This window comes from Opitutus terrae PB90-1 (genome assembly GCF_000019965.1).
GTDB classification, from domain to species: Bacteria; Verrucomicrobiota; Verrucomicrobiia; order Opitutales; family Opitutaceae; genus Opitutus; species Opitutus terrae.
In genome coordinates, this window is the sequence record NC_010571.1 from 5,379,076 (window position 1) to 5,395,786 (window position 16,711).

Annotated in this window: 12 protein-coding genes; 8 read left to right on the plus strand and 4 right to left on the minus strand. The window is 64.7% G+C overall.

Annotated elements, in window-relative coordinates:
• Nucleotides 1-57 precede the first annotated feature (57 nt).
• A complete protein-coding gene (locus OTER_RS21010; RefSeq protein WP_012376962.1) occupies nt 58-2,121 on the minus strand; it encodes a YgiQ family radical SAM protein in 2,064 nt (687 codons plus the stop codon).
• Between the two features lie 459 nt (nt 2,122-2,580).
• Here OTER_RS21010 and OTER_RS24605 point away from each other — a divergent pair, with 459 nt between their 5' ends.
• The gene (locus tag OTER_RS24605; protein ID WP_148218202.1) at nt 2,581-6,384 is read left to right on the plus strand and encodes an ATP-binding protein; all 3,804 of its coding nucleotides are present in this window, start codon (nt 2,581-2,583) and stop codon (nt 6,382-6,384) included.
• A 74-nt stretch (nt 6,385-6,458) separates the two neighbouring features.
• Here OTER_RS24605 and OTER_RS21020 read toward each other — a convergent pair whose 3' ends face one another.
• The 3 genes from OTER_RS21020 to OTER_RS21030 all read right to left on the minus strand — a co-directional run bounded on the left by OTER_RS21020 (nt 6,459) and on the right by OTER_RS21030 (nt 9,744).
• On the minus strand, nt 6,459-7,877 hold the full coding sequence (locus OTER_RS21020; protein WP_012376964.1) for an RNA polymerase sigma factor: 1,419 nt from the start codon (nt 7,875-7,877) through the stop codon (nt 6,459-6,461).
• A gap of 141 nt (nt 7,878-8,018) precedes the next feature.
• A complete protein-coding gene (locus OTER_RS21025; protein ID WP_012376965.1) occupies nt 8,019-8,792 on the minus strand; it encodes a sugar phosphate isomerase/epimerase family protein in 774 nt (257 codons plus the stop codon).
• Nucleotides 8,793-8,982: 190 nt separating this feature from the next.
• Entirely contained in the window at nt 8,983-9,744 is a 762-nt protein-coding gene (locus OTER_RS21030) for a nucleotidyltransferase family protein (protein ID WP_158305501.1), read from the minus strand.
• A 250-nt stretch (nt 9,745-9,994) separates the two neighbouring features.
• Here OTER_RS21030 and trxB point away from each other — a divergent pair, with 250 nt between their 5' ends.
• The 7 genes from trxB (at nt 9,995) to sufT (ending at nt 16,632) form a co-directional block, all read left to right on the plus strand.
• Nucleotides 9,995-10,939, plus strand: coding sequence for a thioredoxin-disulfide reductase (trxB, locus tag OTER_RS21035; protein ID WP_012376967.1), 945 nt, complete (start codon nt 9,995-9,997; stop codon nt 10,937-10,939).
• Nucleotides 10,940-11,270: 331 nt separating this feature from the next.
• Nucleotides 11,271-11,531: a hypothetical protein gene (locus OTER_RS26760; RefSeq protein ID WP_044891929.1), complete on the plus strand. Its 261-nt coding sequence runs from the start codon at nt 11,271-11,273 to the stop codon at nt 11,529-11,531.
• A gap of 118 nt (nt 11,532-11,649) precedes the next feature.
• Nucleotides 11,650-12,105, plus strand: a complete 456-nt coding sequence (locus OTER_RS21045) for a Fur family transcriptional regulator (protein WP_012376968.1) — start codon at nt 11,650-11,652, stop codon at nt 12,103-12,105.
• Nucleotides 12,106-12,217: 112 nt separating this feature from the next.
• Complete coding sequence (gene sufC, locus OTER_RS21050) at nt 12,218-12,976, plus strand: Fe-S cluster assembly ATPase SufC (RefSeq protein WP_012376969.1); 759 nt, start codon at nt 12,218-12,220, stop codon at nt 12,974-12,976.
• 110 nt (nt 12,977-13,086) lie between these two features.
• The gene (gene sufB, locus OTER_RS21055; RefSeq protein ID WP_012376970.1) at nt 13,087-14,547 is read left to right on the plus strand and encodes a Fe-S cluster assembly protein SufB; all 1,461 of its coding nucleotides are present in this window, start codon (nt 13,087-13,089) and stop codon (nt 14,545-14,547) included.
• A 109-nt stretch (nt 14,548-14,656) separates the two neighbouring features.
• Nucleotides 14,657-15,994, plus strand: coding sequence for a Fe-S cluster assembly protein SufD (sufD, locus tag OTER_RS21060; protein WP_012376971.1), 1,338 nt, complete (start codon nt 14,657-14,659; stop codon nt 15,992-15,994).
• A gap of 80 nt (nt 15,995-16,074) precedes the next feature.
• Nucleotides 16,075-16,632: a putative Fe-S cluster assembly protein SufT gene (sufT, locus tag OTER_RS21065; RefSeq protein ID WP_012376972.1), complete on the plus strand. Its 558-nt coding sequence runs from the start codon at nt 16,075-16,077 to the stop codon at nt 16,630-16,632.
• Nucleotides 16,633-16,711 lie beyond the last annotated feature (79 nt).

The window sequence follows — 16,711 nt, forward strand, 5'->3', positions numbered from 1 at the left end:
GACCGTGTGCCGGCACCTTTTCGTTCGGGCGCCGCGGCTCGGCAGTCGCCGGCGCTTTCAGTGTTCTTTCCTGTCGGGCAACTTCACCCCGGCTTCCCGGAGGAGCGCATCCACGCTCTGCGCTTTGCCCGCGCCCGGAGACATCGGTTTCTTCGCACCCGCCCGCGCCGCGGCGAGCCGCTGTCCAGGCACGTTCATCCCGCACGGCGTGATGTGCGGCGGGGGCGTCACGTCTTCCGTGTGCTTCTTCTCGTCCAACAACCGCCGCGCCATCTCGCCGAGTCCGAGTCGCTGCATGGATTTTCGCAGCACCGTTTTCATCTCCGGTTTGTACCAGAAGAAGAAACTTCGCTGCTCCTGCTTCTCCTCCGGCGTGCGTGCCACGCACACCGGCTGCTGATCGTAAGGATGCACCCCCGTCGCGTAGATCTCCGTCGCGACGGTCATCGGCGTCGGCGTGAAATCCTGCACCTGCTCGAGCCGGAACCCGAGGTCCTTCGTCTTCAACGCCAGCTCGGCCATGTCCTCGGGTCGCGAGCCCGGATGCGAGCTGATGAAGTACGGCACGATCTGCGTCTGCGGCTTCCCCGCCTTCTGCACCGCGCGGTCGAACTTCTCCTTGAACTTGTAGAAAAGCTTGAAGCTCGGCTTCCGCATGACGCGCAGCACGTGATCGGAGGTGTGCTCCGGCGCGACTTTCAACCGGCCCGACACGTGATGCGCCGCCAGTTCCTCGACGTAGCGCTCGTGGCTCGCCTGCGCCTGCGGGGACGCCCCTTTCTCGTGCAGGAACAGATCGTAGCGAATCCCGCTGGTCACGAACGCATGCTTCACACCCGGCGTCTCGCGCACGGCCTGGTAAATTTCCAGCAGCGGCGTGTGATCCGTGTCGAGATTGCGGCAGACGTTGGGCCAGATGCAGCTCGGCCGGACACACTCGTCACAGATCCACTGCTCCTTGCCCTTCATCCGATACATGTTCGCCGACGGTCCGCCGAGGTCCGTGATCGTGCCGCGATAGTCCGGCATTTGCTTCACCTGTTCGACCTCGCGCAGGATGCTCGCCTTGCTGCGGCTGGCGACGAACTTGCCCTGATGCGCCGAGATCGTGCAGAAGCTGCACCCGCCGAAACACCCGCGGTGCAGGTTGATCGAGTGCTTGATCATCTCGTAGGCGGGGATCGGCCCGCGCTTGCGATACTTCGGATGCGGCAGCCGCGTGTAGGGCAGGTCGAAACTCGCGTCCATCTGCTCCTCCGTCATCGTCGGATACGGCGGATTGACGACCAGCAGCCGCTCGCCGCTGGGCTGTAGCAGCCGGCGCGCTTTCACCCGGTTCGATTCGGTTTCGATGTCCTTGAAGTTTTGGGCGTAGAGTTTCCGGTCCGCCGCGCATTCTTCGTGTGAGTGCAGCGCAAAATCTTCCCACCGCTGATTCTTCGGCACCGGTGCGCCCGCAGGCAGCATCACCGCAGTCTGCGGAATCGTTTTCAGCGACGAGAACGGCACGCCGCGTTTGAGCAGCCGCAGAATCTCGCGCAACGGCAGCTCGCCCATCCCGTAAACCAGCAGATCCGCGCCGCTGTCCTCCAAAATTCCCGGCTTCAACGTGTCGGACCAATAGTCGTAATGCGTCACACGCCGCAGGCTCGCCTCGATGCCGCCCAGCAGCACCGGCACGTCGGGAAACAGCTGCTTTAAAATCCGCGAATATACGACCGTCGCGTAATCCGGCCGGAAGCCGTGCTCGCCGCCCGGCGTGTAAGCGTCCTCGCTTCGCAGCTTCTTGGCCGCCGTGTAGCGATTGACCATCGAGTCCATGCAGCCGGCCGTCACCCCAAAGAACAGCCGCGGCACACCCAGCTTTCTGAAATCGCGCAGATCGTCGCGCCAGTTCGGTTGGGGCAGGATCGCGACGCGAAAGCCTTCCCGCTCAATCATTCGCCCAACCACTGCGGTGCCGAACGACGGATGATCCACGTAGGCATCGCCGGTCACCAGGATCACATCGACGTAGTCCCAACCGCGCGCGTCGAGCTCATCCTTCGTGGTGGGCAGCCAGCGCGCGGGATCCCAGACGGGCTCGCGCAGGTAGATTTTCGTAGAGGTGGCGTCGGGCACGGTCGGCCGCCAGCCTCGACGCGCCAGCCTTTCAGCGCAAGCGCTGCCACCGGCATGCGCGAAGTCCCGCCGAGTTCGCCCCACGGTCCGCCGACAAGGCGGACTGCCTCGAGCGCCGCCCGAGCACCCTCTGGATTCGACCGAGTCGCAGCCGGGCCGGCACGGCGCTCCGTTAAGCCTCTCTCCCACAACCGTGCGGTCTTCTCGCCTACGCGATGACAATGTGTTTATCGTAGCGCCCTTCCAGCCTTGCACTGCTCCTCCGCCTGCTGGTGCTAAGCTTCGTACGTCCAAGATAGTTACTGATCGTTTTCAGATCTCGCCGCCGGCTCAAGCCGCCCAATTCGGCGCCGATATAACTACTCCCACCTGCAAATGGCCCGCCTGTTCTCCCTTGTTCGCCGAAACGTCCACCGGACGCTCCGCCTGTGCGGCGCATTCGCGTTGATGGGCGCGCTCTTGTCCACGTCGAGAGGCGAAGCCGACGCCGCGAACTCGAACCTGATCTCGTCCGCGCCAGCCGGCGTGGTCGAAACCGGCGTTCCGTCGTTCGCCGTGCTGGGTGCGTATACGATGGGCCTGAGTACCCCGCCCACCGATCTCCACCTGCTGCCGGATGGCCAGCTGCTCGCGGTGGCGCAGCGCGAGATCGCATTCGGCGATGGCGTGCGCTGGCAGGTTTTCCGTGCAGCCGACGAGGCCCCCTCCATTTTCGGCCGCATAGCCGTGGATGACAGCGGCCAGATCTATTTTGGCATCCAAGGTGGGATCGCGCGGCTTGACCTCGGCGCAGACTCGCGCTGGCGCGCGACCCAAGTGTGCTCGTTGCCGGCGGGCGCGGGAATGGACGACTCGACGATGATCTCGGTCACCCGGGTCGCAGACGACTGGTATTGGCACGGCGGCAGCGGCGCGATCGTCGCGTGGCGGCCCGGCCAGACGCCGACGCTGGCAGGCACGATCGGCTCGGTGGAGCAGATCTTCTCCGTCGGCGAGCACATCTTCGTTAGTGAACAGGCGTCGGGCGGGCTCTACCGGATGACAAGTCGTCGCTCGGCGATGGAACGTGTCGCCGCCGCCGCCCAGTTCGCCTCGGAAACGGTCACCTGCGTCGTGCCTTACCGGCCGGGCGTGGTCCTCGTGGGCACGAGCTTCAACGGGCTAAAGCTTTTCGACGGCACCACTCTGCAACCGTTCGGAATGCCGGGACTCACCGGCGGGGGTTTTCGGATCAACGATCTTTGCGAAACCGCCGATGGGATGTTCGCGGCCGCGGTCGACACGGTGGGCGTGGTGTTCTTCGATCGGCAGGGCCGATTGGTGCAGGTGCTGGATCGCTCACTCGACCACCGGCTCGCCCGTGTGCAGAAGCTCATCTATGGGCCCGGCGTGCTGTGGGCGCGGCTCAACGAAGGCTTCGCCCGCATCGAATTCCCGTCGCCGATCTCGCGCTTCGAGCCGCTGCTGGCCAGCAGTCTCGCCTACGCCCGCCCTTTGCGGCACGACGGCTGGCTCTGGCTGCTCGCGGATGGCCACGCGATGCGCGGCATCTACAACTCCGTCGGGCGGCTGGAGCGATTTGAATCCGACGGCCCGCCCGGGCGCTACGTCTTCGCGCTGTCGTCAGTCGGCGGCGAGTTGTTCGCGACCAATGAAACAGGCATCTTCCTTCGGCGCGGCCGCAGCTGGGAGCTGATTGTCGCCGGCGTGATCAACGCCCGGGTCATCACCACGCTCGCGAACGGCCAGCTGCTGTACGCCGCGCGCGACGAGATCGGCACGCTCGAAGCCGCCAACGACGGGTTCGTGGTCCACCGCCAGTCCGTGCCGCAGCTCGGCGACGTGTTCAACGCGATCCAGGACGCCGCCGGCGTGTTCTGGTTTGAACTCGGCACCAGCCGTGTCGCCCGGCTCGACGTGCAGGCTGGCCTCGACATCGCAATTTTAGGTACGCAGGACGGACTCACCGATGGCTGGGTCGAGGCGTATGTGCTCGACGGCGTGGCGCGGTTTCATTTGCCCAACCACCTCTTCCGGTTCGACGTAGCCACCCACCGTTTCGTCGAGGATCGGGAGTTGATCGCCAGGTTCCCGCAGCTCCTCGTGGGCGGCGGCCGGCCGGTGGTCGATGGTTTGGGCCGCATGTGGTTTACCGTCGACGGCAGCGCGCACGTGCTCGACACCCGCGCGGTCGGCGCCGCCCGCGTGCCGCGGGCGATCCCGGTGGGATTCGCGCCGAGCGATTACGTCGTCGAAACCGACGGTGTCGCCTGGATGTTCCTGAATCGCCGGCTGGCGCGGGTCGATCTCCGCGTCGCCCCGCCGTCCGAGCCGCCCCTGCGCGCACTCGTGACCTCCGTGCAGTTCCCCGTTACGAACCGCAGTCTGTTTCAACCCGGCGCCACGCTGGCGCCGCTCGACTACACCGACAGCTCGCTCGTGTTTCATTTCGTCGCGCCGGCGAACCCGTTCGGTCCCGCGCTGCAATTCGAAGTGTTGCTGGAGGGCGCCGAGAACCAGTGGAGATCGACCGGCAACATCGGCTCCGCCGCGTTTAGTCAGCTCAAGGCCGGCAACTACGTGTTTCGCGTGCGGCCCGTGCGCGCGGGTCGGGCCACGGGCGAGGAGGCACGCGTTGCCTTCACGATCAAGCCCCCCTGGTTCCGCACGCCGCTCGCGTGGACCCTCTACGGTGTCACCGGCCTGGGACTGCTGGGCTTTTCGATCTGGCTCCCCGCGTTTCTGCAACGGCGCGAGAACGAGCGGCTGGAACGGCTGGTCGCGGTGCGCACCGAGGAGCTGAATACGAGCAACCAGCAGCTCGGCCAACAAATCCAGGAGACCACTGAAAAATCGAAGGCGCTCGCCGCCAGCGAAGAACGGTATCGCCAGCTCGCCGTCGAGCTCGAGCATCGCGTCGAAGCCCGCACCGCCGAACTTTCGCACTCCAATGCCGAACTGCAGCAACGCGAATCGCTGTTCCGGCTCATGTTCGAGCACGCACCCGTCGGCATCGCCTGGAAACGCGCCGATCTGGGCAACGAATACCATTTCAACCCGACTTTCCGCCGAATCCTGCAGCTGCCCGTTTACGCTCCGGCCCAGCTGCCGCTGATCGAAGAGCTCGCCCACCCCGACGACCTTCCCGCCCTCTCGCGCGCGATGCGGGCGATCCAAGCGGGCCAGGCCGACAGCTTCACCATCGAGCCCCGTTTCGTCGTCGCCGGCAGCCAGACCGTGTGGACCTCGCTTTCCGTGGCGGTGGTGCGTGGCTCCGACGCCGCCATCGTTCAGGTCATCAGCATCCTCGAGGACATCACCCCGCGAAAGAAGGCGGAACAGGAACTCGCCACGACCTACAAGAACCTGGTCGATGCGTCCCGGATGGCAGGCATGGCGGAAGTGGCGACAGGCGTGCTCCACAACGTCGGCAACGTGCTTAACAGCCTCAACGTCTCCACGAACCTCGTCGCCAACGGCATCCGCCAGGCAAAGGTCGACACCATCGTGAAGCTGTCCGCGATGCTCAACGAACAGGCGGATCATCTCGGCGAGTTTCTCACGCAGGATCCAAAGGGCCGGCTCGTGCCAGAGATGCTCGCGAAGCTGGCGCAGCACTCGGTGGCTGAGCGCGACTGGCTCGCGAAGGAAATTTCGTCGATGCAGAAGCACATCGACCACATCAAGGACATCGTCGCCATGCAGCAGAGCTACGCCACGGTGATCGGCGTGGTGGAAAGCCTGGATGCTTCCACGCTCTTCGAGGATGCGCTGCGCATGAACACCGCGGCGCTCATGCGCCATGATGTGACCGTTGTCCGCGAGTATCTGCCCGCCCCCAAGGTCAGCGTGGAAAAAGGCAAGGTTCTGCAGATCTTGATCAATCTCATCCGCAACGCCAAATACGCCTGCGACGACGCGCAGCTGCCGGAAGGCACGCAAAAGATCATGACGGTGCGCATCGAGCCGGGCGAGAACGGCCGCGTGCGGTTGATCGTGCGCGACAACGGCGTCGGCATCGCCCCGGAAAATCTCACGCGCATCTTCGCGCACGGGTTCACGACGCGGTCCTACGGCCACGGGTTCGGACTGCACTCCAGCGCGATCTCAGCCAAGGAAATGCAGGGCTCGCTCACCGCTTACAGCGAGGGTCTCGGCCGCGGCGCGACGTTCGTGCTCGAGATCCCCACCGAACCGTCAGCACCCGCAACTGGCACGCGCAACCCGAAAACAGTCCTGAGTGCGCCTTCCCCCGCCGTCTGAGCGGCTGCGCCCTCGTGGCGACGCTGAAACGACGAGGGCGGTTTACACCCCAAGCGTCCGCCAGTCCGCCCGCCTCACGACGACCCTGTCGGCTCCGGCATCGGATTCTCGCGCAGGACCTGGTTCGGCAGATCGTCGACCGCCTGCTCCGGATAGGCCATTTTCCAGCCGTCCGTCGTCCATTGATATTGCTGCCGGCCCCGGCTGGATCCGCGCACGCGCATTTCGATCCGGTCGGATTTCAGGAACACGGTCTCGATCTTCTCAAGCAGCGCCGGATCCGACGGCGGCGGGTAGACCAACGCGTCGGCCGCGGTAAAGAAGGCATACAGCTCCTCGGGAGTCTTGTACTGGCGCCGAAGAAACTCGGGCATCTCGGCGAGCTTGGCCTCCGCTCGCGCACGGCCGTCGCCATCGAAATGGATCTGCCTCGCGATCGCCGCGACGTCGCCCGTATAGCAGGCCCACGCGAAGGTCTCGATCGCCTCCATCGGCGCGCCCATTCCGCGGTTCTGCAACGCCGGCTTCTGGCTCTTCGCCGCAGCGGTGGCCGCGTTTTTCGCCGCACTGTTTTCCTGCACGCGGGCCGAAAGCGCCGCGAGCTTCTCGCGGTCCGCGACGGCCCCCAGGCTCGGCCCGTCGCCCGTCGCCGTCGCCTCATGGGTGGATTTGAGTTGGCGCAGGGCTTCGTTGTCCGCGCGCAGTACCGCATTCTCGCGCTGCGTCCAGCGGTTCTTCCACGTGAGCCCCGCGGTGGTCAGGCCCGCGGCGGCGATTCCGGTGATTGCTGCAATCGTTAGTTTGTTCATGGCCAAAAGGGATGCGCCCGCAGCCACCCCGGCCCCGCTCGCCGCGGAGGCGAGCGCTTGGGGAGCTAGGGTCACAACCCATGCCTCTGGCGCCGCCGGTGCCGCGTGACTCGACACCAGCAACCCGAGCGCGCTCGCGGTCGACGTGCAGCCGCGCTGCGCGAGGATGCGGCGCAGCTTTTCCAGCGACCGCTCGACGCGCATCCGGGCCGCGTTCTCGGTGAGCCCGAGACTCGCGCCGAGCTCGCCGAAGGACCGTCCTTCAAAGAAGCGCAGCAGCACCGCGGTGCGATCGGTCTCGTTGAGGTCATCCAGCGCCTCGTCGAGCAACGGCTGCAGCCTCTCCCACTCGACGCGTTCTCCATCCGGACACTCGTTCATGGTTTCGGCCTCGCGTTCGTGGGCTTGCCGCCGCTGCCGGGCGCGGACGGCGTCGATGGCAGCGAATCGGGTGGTCCGGTGCAGCCAGCCCACCAGCGTGGGATGACGCGTGAGGGCGGCAGCTTTGCGCGCCAGCGCCGTGAACACGCGCTGGCCGACCTCCTCGGCCAGGTGCGTGTCGCCGCAGGTCTGCCTCAACGCGGCGGCGTAGACGAGATTGGCGTGACGCCGCACCAGTTCGTGGAACGCAGCTTCGGAGTTTGCGTCAACGTAGCGACGGAGGAGTTCGGCGTCGGCCAGCATGGGTTCATCCTATAACCGGCTCTCGTCGCGAAACCGCACAAAAAACCGCCGGTGCTTCCCGGCCCCTCGCCACAGTTTGCCAGGATGGCAATGCGCAGAGAGTCGCGGCTCGCGGCCGCGCTTCCGCAAGGCTCGTCCCGCCTAAGCGGCGGTCGCGGCCGCATTCCACATTTCCCGTAGACGGTCGCGGCTGTAGCCGAGGAAATGCCGGTCGGGCGCGAACACCTCGAGCGTGATCGTCTGGTCGTAGCCACTGCGCCGCAACTCGCGCAGGTGTTGGGCCAGATCGATCTGGCCCATCCCGATCGCCAGATGAAGATCGGCGTGGCCGCCGCGGTTGTCGTGCACGTGCACGTGCGCGATGCGGCGGCGGAAATGCGCGATCATCTCCGGCGCGCTGCTCCGCTCGAGCCCGAGATTGCAGTGGCCGATATCCAGATGCAGCCCGAGTTGCGGGATGGCATCGAGGATCGGCGTCAGCTGCGGCACGGTGTTGAACCGACCTGGCACGTTTTCCAGCATGATTCCGACGCCGAGCGGCGCCGCAAATTCGACGAGTTCGCGCAGCGTGGAGACGTTCCGCAACACGATTGTCGGCTCGTCGATGAACGGCGCGTGTCCGTCCGGATGCACGTTCATCCACTTGGCGCCGATCTTCGCGAAAAATTCCGCGGCACGCTTGAGTTCGTCGAGCGCCGCACGCCGCAGACTCTCGAACGAGGAGGCGATCGGCAGATAGAACGCGGTGTGACCCACCACGCCAAGTCCGTGATCACGCAGCATCCGGCTCACTTCGGCGGGTTGGAGCGACCAGGTGGCGGCGGCCGGCGGCTCCAAGGTCAAATCGATGAAGTCGAGTTTCAGCTCCGCCATCCACGCGAGTTCGCGCGCCAGCGGTTCGCCGGGATGGTTCATTGCGCCAATTTGCATAAGGTCAGTCTTTCAAGTCTCTCGCCCGCCACGCCGCCACCTGCCAGGCGGAACCCGCCGCCGGCGGGTTTGAACGATCGCGGGCATTCGCTCGCTAACAGCCCAGTGGGGACGCCGGGCTCCACCAGCGCAGTGGGAATTCGGTGCTCGGGCTCTCCGTTCTTGTCCGTCCTCATCAGCGTTCCAGCGGCTCGTTGAGCGGCTGATGCGGAGCAAACCACGGCCGGCTGTCGAAGAGCCGCACGCGCCGCTCCTCGGTCGCGGCGAGATCGTCCGCTTCGACGCGTGCCAGCGCGAACTGCTTCCGCAGCCACGGCGGCAACGCGTGAGCCCGGCCCGGGCACATCCAGTTGAAAATCGCCAGCGCCGCATGGAGCAGCGGCAGATCGCGGCCCATCCGCTCCACCAGCCAGGGCCACGAAAGGTGCTCCACCGATGCCGCGAGCACATTGAGCACGTCCACCCAGTCGCAGCGTTCGCGCTGCATGACATAGAGTTTCACGCGCACGAGTTCCTCGGCCGGGGCGACGCGGTATTCGCGGCCATGCAGCGTCACCACCCCGGCGCGTTCGAACCACGCCTCGTCGATGCCAACGCGGTGATTGGGCAGCGCCCAGATCACATCGAACAAAACTCCCTCCTTGATCCCGCGGAAAATCCAGCTGCGATCATAGGCCTGCTGCGGATAATAGTCCTCGAAGCCCGCGCGCTGAAGTGCGGCGATCGCGCGTTCGCGATCCGTGGCGTGCACGATCACGTCCATGTCCTTCGTGTTGCGCCAGTGCCCGGTGTAGGTCGCCAGCGCGAGCGCGCCGGCCAGCAGGAAACGCGCGCCGGCCTCGTCCAGCGCCTCGGCGCCGGCCGTGAGCACCCTCCACTGCTCCTCCGGAATCAGCGCAGCCCACGGAGCAGGCGCTGGGGGCGGAGTGTTTTGCACGTCTGAGAATGAGGGAGCGGCGGGGGGCATCGTTGATTTCCGTGTGCCGTCGCAGACCGACCAACCTGCCACGCGTTCCCCGACCGTCGCGCCGCGGAAAACGCGAGGCCGGTGCGCCCGTGAGTTGGTCGGGCGCCGCCGCTCGGCCGAGGCGCGGCGCGGCGAAATATTCCCGCCCGCGGCGTATTACCAAGTCGTTACCACTTTCCCCTTCCCAAGTGTGCTAAGTTGCGGCTGAACTTACGCTCTCATGTCCTCCTCCGTCGAAAACGTCGTCATCGTGGGCACCGGCTGCGCCGGACTGACTGCCGCCATCTATACGGCGCGCGCCAACCTGAACCCGCTCGTGCTTGAAGGCACGCTGCCGGGCGGCCAGCTCACGACCACGAGCGAAGTGGAGAACTTCCCCGGATTCCCGGAGGGCATCGACGGCTTTCAGCTCATGCAGAACCTGCGCGAGCAGGCGACGCGGTTCGGCACGCGGTTCGAACAGGCGCTCGTCACCGCGGTGGATTTTACCTCGCAGCCGCGCAAGCTGATCTGCGGCGACCGGACGGTTCTCGCAAAGACGGTGATCATCGCGACCGGCGCGTCGCCGCGGATGACGGGCGTGCCCGGTGAAAAGGAGCTCTACGGCGGCAAAGGTGTGACAACCTGCGCGACGTGCGATGGCGCGTTCTACCGCAACATGGACGTGGCCGTGATCGGCGGCGGCGACAGCGCAGCGGAAGAAGCGCTGTTTCTCACGCGCTTCGCGAGCAAGGTTTATCTCGTGCACCGCCGCGATACGCTGCGCGCCTCCAAGATCATGGCGGCCCGCGCCACGTCGCACGAAAAGATCGTGCCCGTCTGGAATTCCATTCCCCTCGCCGTCGAAGGCGTGGAGCAAGGCGGCGTTAGCGGACTGCGCGTGGAAAACGTGAAGACCGGCGAGACGCGCGTGCTGCCGGTGAAAGGCGTATTTATCGCGATCGGTCACGTGCCGAACTCCGGGCCGTTCGCCGAGGCGCTGGACGTCGATGAGGGCGGCTATTTTAAACCGAGCGTTGGGTCGCAGGTGAAAACGAAGGTGCCGGGCGTGTACGTGGCCGGCGATTGCGCCGATCACGTTTACCGGCAGGCGATCACCGCGGCCGGGATGGGCTGCCAAGCCGCGATCGAAGCCGAGCGCTGGCTGGCCGAGCACGGAACGTAAGCTGGTTCGCTGGGGAGGGGTTTTACGCCCCGACCAATTGTCCGATGTCCAGCGAGGCTCACCTGCAGTCTGATGAGCACGCAGCCAAGCCAAAACCCGGCTACGCCGCTCTGCGGCGACATCGCTGGTCAGTCGTAGGTGCCGAGTATTTCGTCACAGTGAAAGTGCAGCGTCCAGCAATCGGGCTGATCGAACCTGACCTCGTCGGCGCGGTTCGCCGACAGATCGAAAAACTCGAAGCGGAGCAGGTTTGGCGTGTTGGCACATGGGTCGTGATGCCCGATCACCTCCACCTCCTCTTCACGCTTGGCGAATCGGACGCTCTTTCGGAGTGCCTTCGTTCTTTCAAGGGCGCCTTTCGCCAGCGTTGCGCTCGCATCAACTGCGTTGGCAAGACGGCTACTACGAGCACCGCCTCCGGCCCAACGAAGACCGCTTGCCCGTGTTTCTCTACATCTTCCTGAACCCCTATCGCGCGAAGCTGGTCGGAGCCAACGAACGGTACTCCGCCTACTTCTGTCGCGATGAAGATTGGGTCTGGTTTGAGCCGCTTACCAATTCGTCTGTGCCATTTCCCGCTTGGCTCGCGTGAGCGGGTCGGGGCGTAAAGCCCCTCCCACACCGAAGACCTTTGCTCGCTGATATCCTTAGAATAGTTCTAATTCTCACTTGAAACTTAGAACCATTCTCGTTTGGTAACCCCTCTACCCATGATTTCTCCTGGCACCGCATCCTCCCCCGACTCGCTGGCCCAACGGCTTGCCGACAGCGGGCTGCGCTCCACCCCCCAGCGGGAGATCGTCTTCAACGACTTGCTCAAGCACCGCGATCACCCGACGGCAGAGGAAGTTTACGCCCGTGTCCGCAACGAAATGCCGACCATTTCGTTGGCCACGGTCTACAATTGCCTCGAAACACTCGTCCAATGCCGGCTCGTCCGCGCGGTCAATTTCGAGCGCGGCCCCACGCGGTTTTGTCCCAATCTCCACCCGCACGCGCACTTCCACGACGAGGTCACCGGCCATACGCACGACGTCGATCTGCCTCCGAATCTGCTCGAGCAGGTGAAGCAGATTCTCCCGAGCGGTTACAACGCGTCGTCGATCGAAATCATCTTCCGCGGCAAGGCCGGCCAGCCCGCTGGCGTGCCGGCGGCCGCCTCGTAAAACCAGCGTCCAGCGCGCCCTCAGCTCCGCGTCTCACCTCTCATCCGTCAACTCTCAACTCGTTCCGCTCTCAGTTCTGGGCTCTCCGCTCTAGACTTTCAACTCCTCTCCCATGTCCTCCCTCGTCATCCAAGACCTGCACATCTCCATCGGTGACAAGCCGATCGTCAAAGGCCTCACGCTCACCATCAACCAAGGTGAGGTCCACGCGATCATGGGGCCGAACGGCACCGGCAAGTCCACGCTCGCGAAAGCCATCGCCGGCCATCCCGACTACACGATCACGTCCGGCGACGTGGTGATCGACGGCAAGTCGATCCTCGAACTCGAACCCGATGAGCGTGCGCGCGCCGGCATCTTTCTCGCTTTTCAGTATCCGAGCGAGATTCCCGGTGTGACCATCGCCAACTTCCTGCGCGCCGCGCTGCAGGCCCGGCTGTCCGAGGGCGAGGAGCTCGACGCGACCGCCTACTACAAACGGCTCTACTCCAAGATGGACCTGCTCAAGATCGACCGGAAGTTCACCTCCCGGGCCGTGAACGATGGTTTCTCCGGCGGCGAAAAGAAACGCTGCGAGATACTGCAGATGGCCATGATCGAGCCGGCCTTCGCGCTGATGGACGAGACCGACTCCGGGCTCGATATCGATGCGCTGCGGATCGTCGCCGATGGCGTGAATGCGCTGCGCGGCGAGAAGCTCGGCATTCTGCTCATCACCCACTATCAGCGGCTCCTCAACCACATCATCCCGGATTTCGTGCACGTGATGTACGATGGCCGCATCGTGAAGAGCGGCGACAAGGACCTCGCGCTGCACCTCGAGGAACACGGCTACGATTGGGTCAAGAAGGAGGCCGAGGCGACCGCCTAAGCCAGCGCGGCACGTGCTCCACCGCACGCGCCGGTCCTGCCCTCAATTTTCATCCCTCAATTCTCAACTGCCCGGCGCTCTCAGCTCTAGACTCTCAGCTCTAGACGTCCATGAAACCACCCACTGAAACTCTTCCCACGCCCGTCGCCGATGAGGCCGCCAGCGCGGTCGAGAACCCCGTTCTCGGCATCGACCAGACCGCGGGCAATTTTTCCTACAACGTCGACTACGCGTACGACGCGGGCACCGGCCTGAACGAAAACACCATCCGCTACATCAGCTCGGTGAAAAAGGAGGCGCCGTGGCTGCTCGAGTTCCGGCTGAACGCGCTCAAGACGTTCCTCTCGAAGCCACTGCCGACCCACTGGGCGACGAAGGATCTCGAGAACATCGATTTCGCCAAGATCCGCTATTACCTCGCGCAGGGCCAGAAGCCAAAACGCACGTGGGACGAGGTGCCGGACGACATCAAGAAGACGTTCGAGCGGCTCGGTATCCCCGAGCAGGAGCGCAAATTCCTCGCCGGCGTGGAGGCGCAGTTCGATAGCGAAGCGGCCTACTCCAACATCAAGGAGATCGTCGCCAAGCAGGGCGTGATCTTCGTCAACTCGACGCAAGGCCTGCGCGAGCATCCCGAGCTGTTTCGCAAGTTCTTCGGCAAGGTCATTCCCACCGGCGACAACAAGTTCTCGGCGCTGAACAGCGCGGTGTTCTCCGGCGGCTCGTTCATTTACGTCCCGCCCGGCGTGAAGGTCGCGCAGCCGCTGCAGGCTTATTTCCGGATCAACGCGGAAAACTTCGGCCAATTCGAGCGCACGCTCATCATCGCCGACGAGGGCTCCGAGGTGGTCTACATGGAAGGCTGCACCGCGCCGAAGTTCTCCACGTCGACGCTGCACAGCGCCGTGGTCGAGCTCGTCGCGCTCAAGGGCGCGAAGATCCAATACATCACCGTCCAAAACTGGGCGCCCAACGTCTTCAACCTCGTCACCAAGCGCGGCGTCGCGCACGAGGAGGCCGAGATCAAATGGATCGATTGCAACATCGGCAGCCGGCTCACGATGAAATATCCGGGCGTCGTGCTGAAGGGTCGCAAGGCCCGCGGCGAGGTGATCTCGATCGCGCTCGCCAACGACGGCCAGCACCAGGACACCGGCGCGAAGATGATCCACGCCGCCGATGAGACGACGTCGAACGTCATCTCGAAGTCCATCTCTGTCGGCCAGGGTCGCGCCACTTACCGGGGCCAGGTTCACATCCCGAAGCGGCTGAAGGGCTGCAAAAACAACACCGAGTGCGACGCGCTGCTGATCAACACCAACAGCCGCACGGACACGTATCCGGCGATCACGGTCCGCGGCGATCGCAACGCCACGCAGCACGAGGCGAGCGTCTCGAAGGTGAACGAAGAAATGATCTTCTACATGCAGCAGCGCGGCCTGACCGAGGGCCAGGCGATGAGCCTGGCGGTGAACGGATTCATCAACGACCTCGCCCGCCAGTTCCCGATGGAATACTCCGTCGAGTTGAAGCGACTCATCGATCTCGAGATGGAGGGCTCCGTCGGCTGAAAAATCGTTCTCGTTCTCGTAATCTTTATCGTTCTCGAGGCTCAACCCGCGATCGATCAAAGCACCGAGAGAACGAGGACGATCAAGAGAACGAGAACGAACCAGCAACATGTCCACTCTCTCCGAAACGAAACCCGCCACCGGCGTCTTCACCTCTGACGCTTTCGCGGCCCACCTCGCCTCGCTCCCTGCCGCGCCCGCCTGGTGGCTTGAGCGCAAGCGCGCGGCCTACGCGACGTTCGCGGATTTGCCGATGCCCAAGCGCACCGACGAATCGTGGCGGTTCAGCACCATTGCCGGGCTCACCCTCGACGGCTTCGAGGTAGGGCGCGTTGTCCCCAACGCGCCGCCGGTCGCCTCGCCCTTTGGTCCGGCCGCTCTTGCGTTCGTCAACAACGCGCAGGTTTCGACCGGTGGTCAGCCCACCGGCGCCCTGCCTGACGGCGTCATCGTGACGACCCTCACCGAAGCCGCGGCCAGGCATGCGCCGCTGCTGCGCGAACACTTCATGGCGCAGCCGCAACAGCTCGGCTCGGAGAAGTTCGCCGCGCTGCATTCCGCGTTCGTCGGCGACGGCGCGTTCATCTACGTGCCCCGGGGCGTCGAGGTCACCGCGCCGATCGTGGTCCTTCATGCTGCCGTCGGCGCCGAAACCGCCGTCTTCCCGCACACGCTCGTGATCGCGGAGGACAACGCGAAGGTCACGGTGGTCGACTACTTCGTCTCGCTCGATTCCAGCGCGCAACGCTCGGCGCTCGGCACGCAAGTCCGCCAACTCGCGGTGGGCGCGAACGATCTCTACGCCGGGCACGGCGCGCAGCTCACCTACATCGGTGCGCAGGACTGGTCGCGGGAGGCGTTATCGTTTCACCTCAACGACACCATCGTCCGCCGCGACGCCCGCGTGCAGTCGCTGAACATTCACCTCGGCGGCAAGCAGGCGCGCCACGAGTCGCTGTCGCAGTTGCAGGCGCCGGGCGCGTTTTCCGAAATGCTCGCGCTCACCGTCGCCGAAGCCGCGCAGGAGTTCGACCAGCGCACGCTGCAGATCCATCAGGCGCCCAACACGAAGTCGGATCTCCTCTACAAGAACGCCCTGCGGGACCGGTCGCGCACGATCTTCTCGGGCCTGATCATCGTCGATCCCGACGCGCAGAAGACCGATGCGTATCAAAGCAATCGCAACCTGATGCTGAGCGACGACGCCGAGGCGAACTCGCTGCCGGGTCTCGAGATTCAGGCGAACGACGTGCGTTGCACGCACGGCGCCACGACATCGCGCATCGATCCGGAGCAGGAGTTCTACCTGCAGTCGCGCGGCATCGACAAAAAGGCCGCCGACGAGCTGCTCACGTTCGGTTTCTTCGAGGAAGTGCTCGCCCGGCTCGCCAGCGAGCCGCTGCACGACGCGCTCCGCACCCTGATCCAAACCAAGTTCAAGAAATGAATTCCCCGCGAATCACGCGAACCACCGCGAATTGCCTTGGTTATTCGCGCTCATTCGCGTGATTCGCGGGCTACTCTCCGATGAGCTCCCCCCGCGAACGCATCCTCTCCCGCGAAGTCGTCGCCACGCAAATTCCTTCCGGCGACCGCGCCCTGCTTACCTCGGGCGCTCGCGTCCTCATTCACCAGACACTCGGCGGCAGCTACACCGTCCAGACCGACACCGGCCTTTACCGGATCGATGGCAAGGACGGCGACGCGCTCGGTGAGGAGGTCGTCGACACCACGGTCAAGGCCGCAACGCTCGCGGGCGGCGCGCCCGACCCGGAGGCGATCTGGGCGCAGTTGCGTAAGGTGTTCGATCCCGAGATCCCGGTAAACATCGTCGATCTCGGACTCGTTTACTCGATGGATGTCGAGCAAGTGCCCGACGCCCAACCGGCCGCGTACAAGGCAAACGTCACCATGACGCTTACCGCTCCCGGCTGCGGCATGGGGCCCGCCATCGCCGAGGACGCGAAGTCCAAGATTCTGCTCGTGCCAGGAGTGTCTGATGCCGATGTCCGGATCACGTGGGATCCCCCGTGGAACCAGGCGATGATTTCCGAAGAAGGAAAGATGAAGCTCGGGCTGATCTAGTCGGTTCGGCGGACAGCTTGCCCGTCTGATCACGACGCCTTGGTGGCCTCCGGCGACGCGAAACCGCGTCGCTTGCGAA

Coding starts and splice junctions, on each gene's coding strand:
- OTER_RS21020 (WP_012376964.1), bottom strand. CDS start 7,877: ATGCTGGCCGACGCCGAACTCCTCCGTCGCTACGTTGACGCAAACTCC.
- OTER_RS21025 (WP_012376965.1), bottom strand. CDS start 8,792: ATGAACCATCCCGGCGAACCGCTGGCGCGCGAACTCGCGTGGATGGCG.
- trxB (WP_012376967.1), top strand. CDS start 9,995: ATGTCCTCCTCCGTCGAAAACGTCGTCATCGTGGGCACCGGCTGCGCC.
- OTER_RS21045 (WP_012376968.1), top strand. CDS start 11,650: ATGATTTCTCCTGGCACCGCATCCTCCCCCGACTCGCTGGCCCAACGG.
- sufC (WP_012376969.1), top strand. CDS start 12,218: ATGTCCTCCCTCGTCATCCAAGACCTGCACATCTCCATCGGTGACAAG.
- sufB (WP_012376970.1), top strand. CDS start 13,087: ATGAAACCACCCACTGAAACTCTTCCCACGCCCGTCGCCGATGAGGCC.
- sufD (WP_012376971.1), top strand. CDS start 14,657: ATGTCCACTCTCTCCGAAACGAAACCCGCCACCGGCGTCTTCACCTCT.
- sufT (WP_012376972.1), top strand. CDS start 16,075: ATGAGCTCCCCCCGCGAACGCATCCTCTCCCGCGAAGTCGTCGCCACG.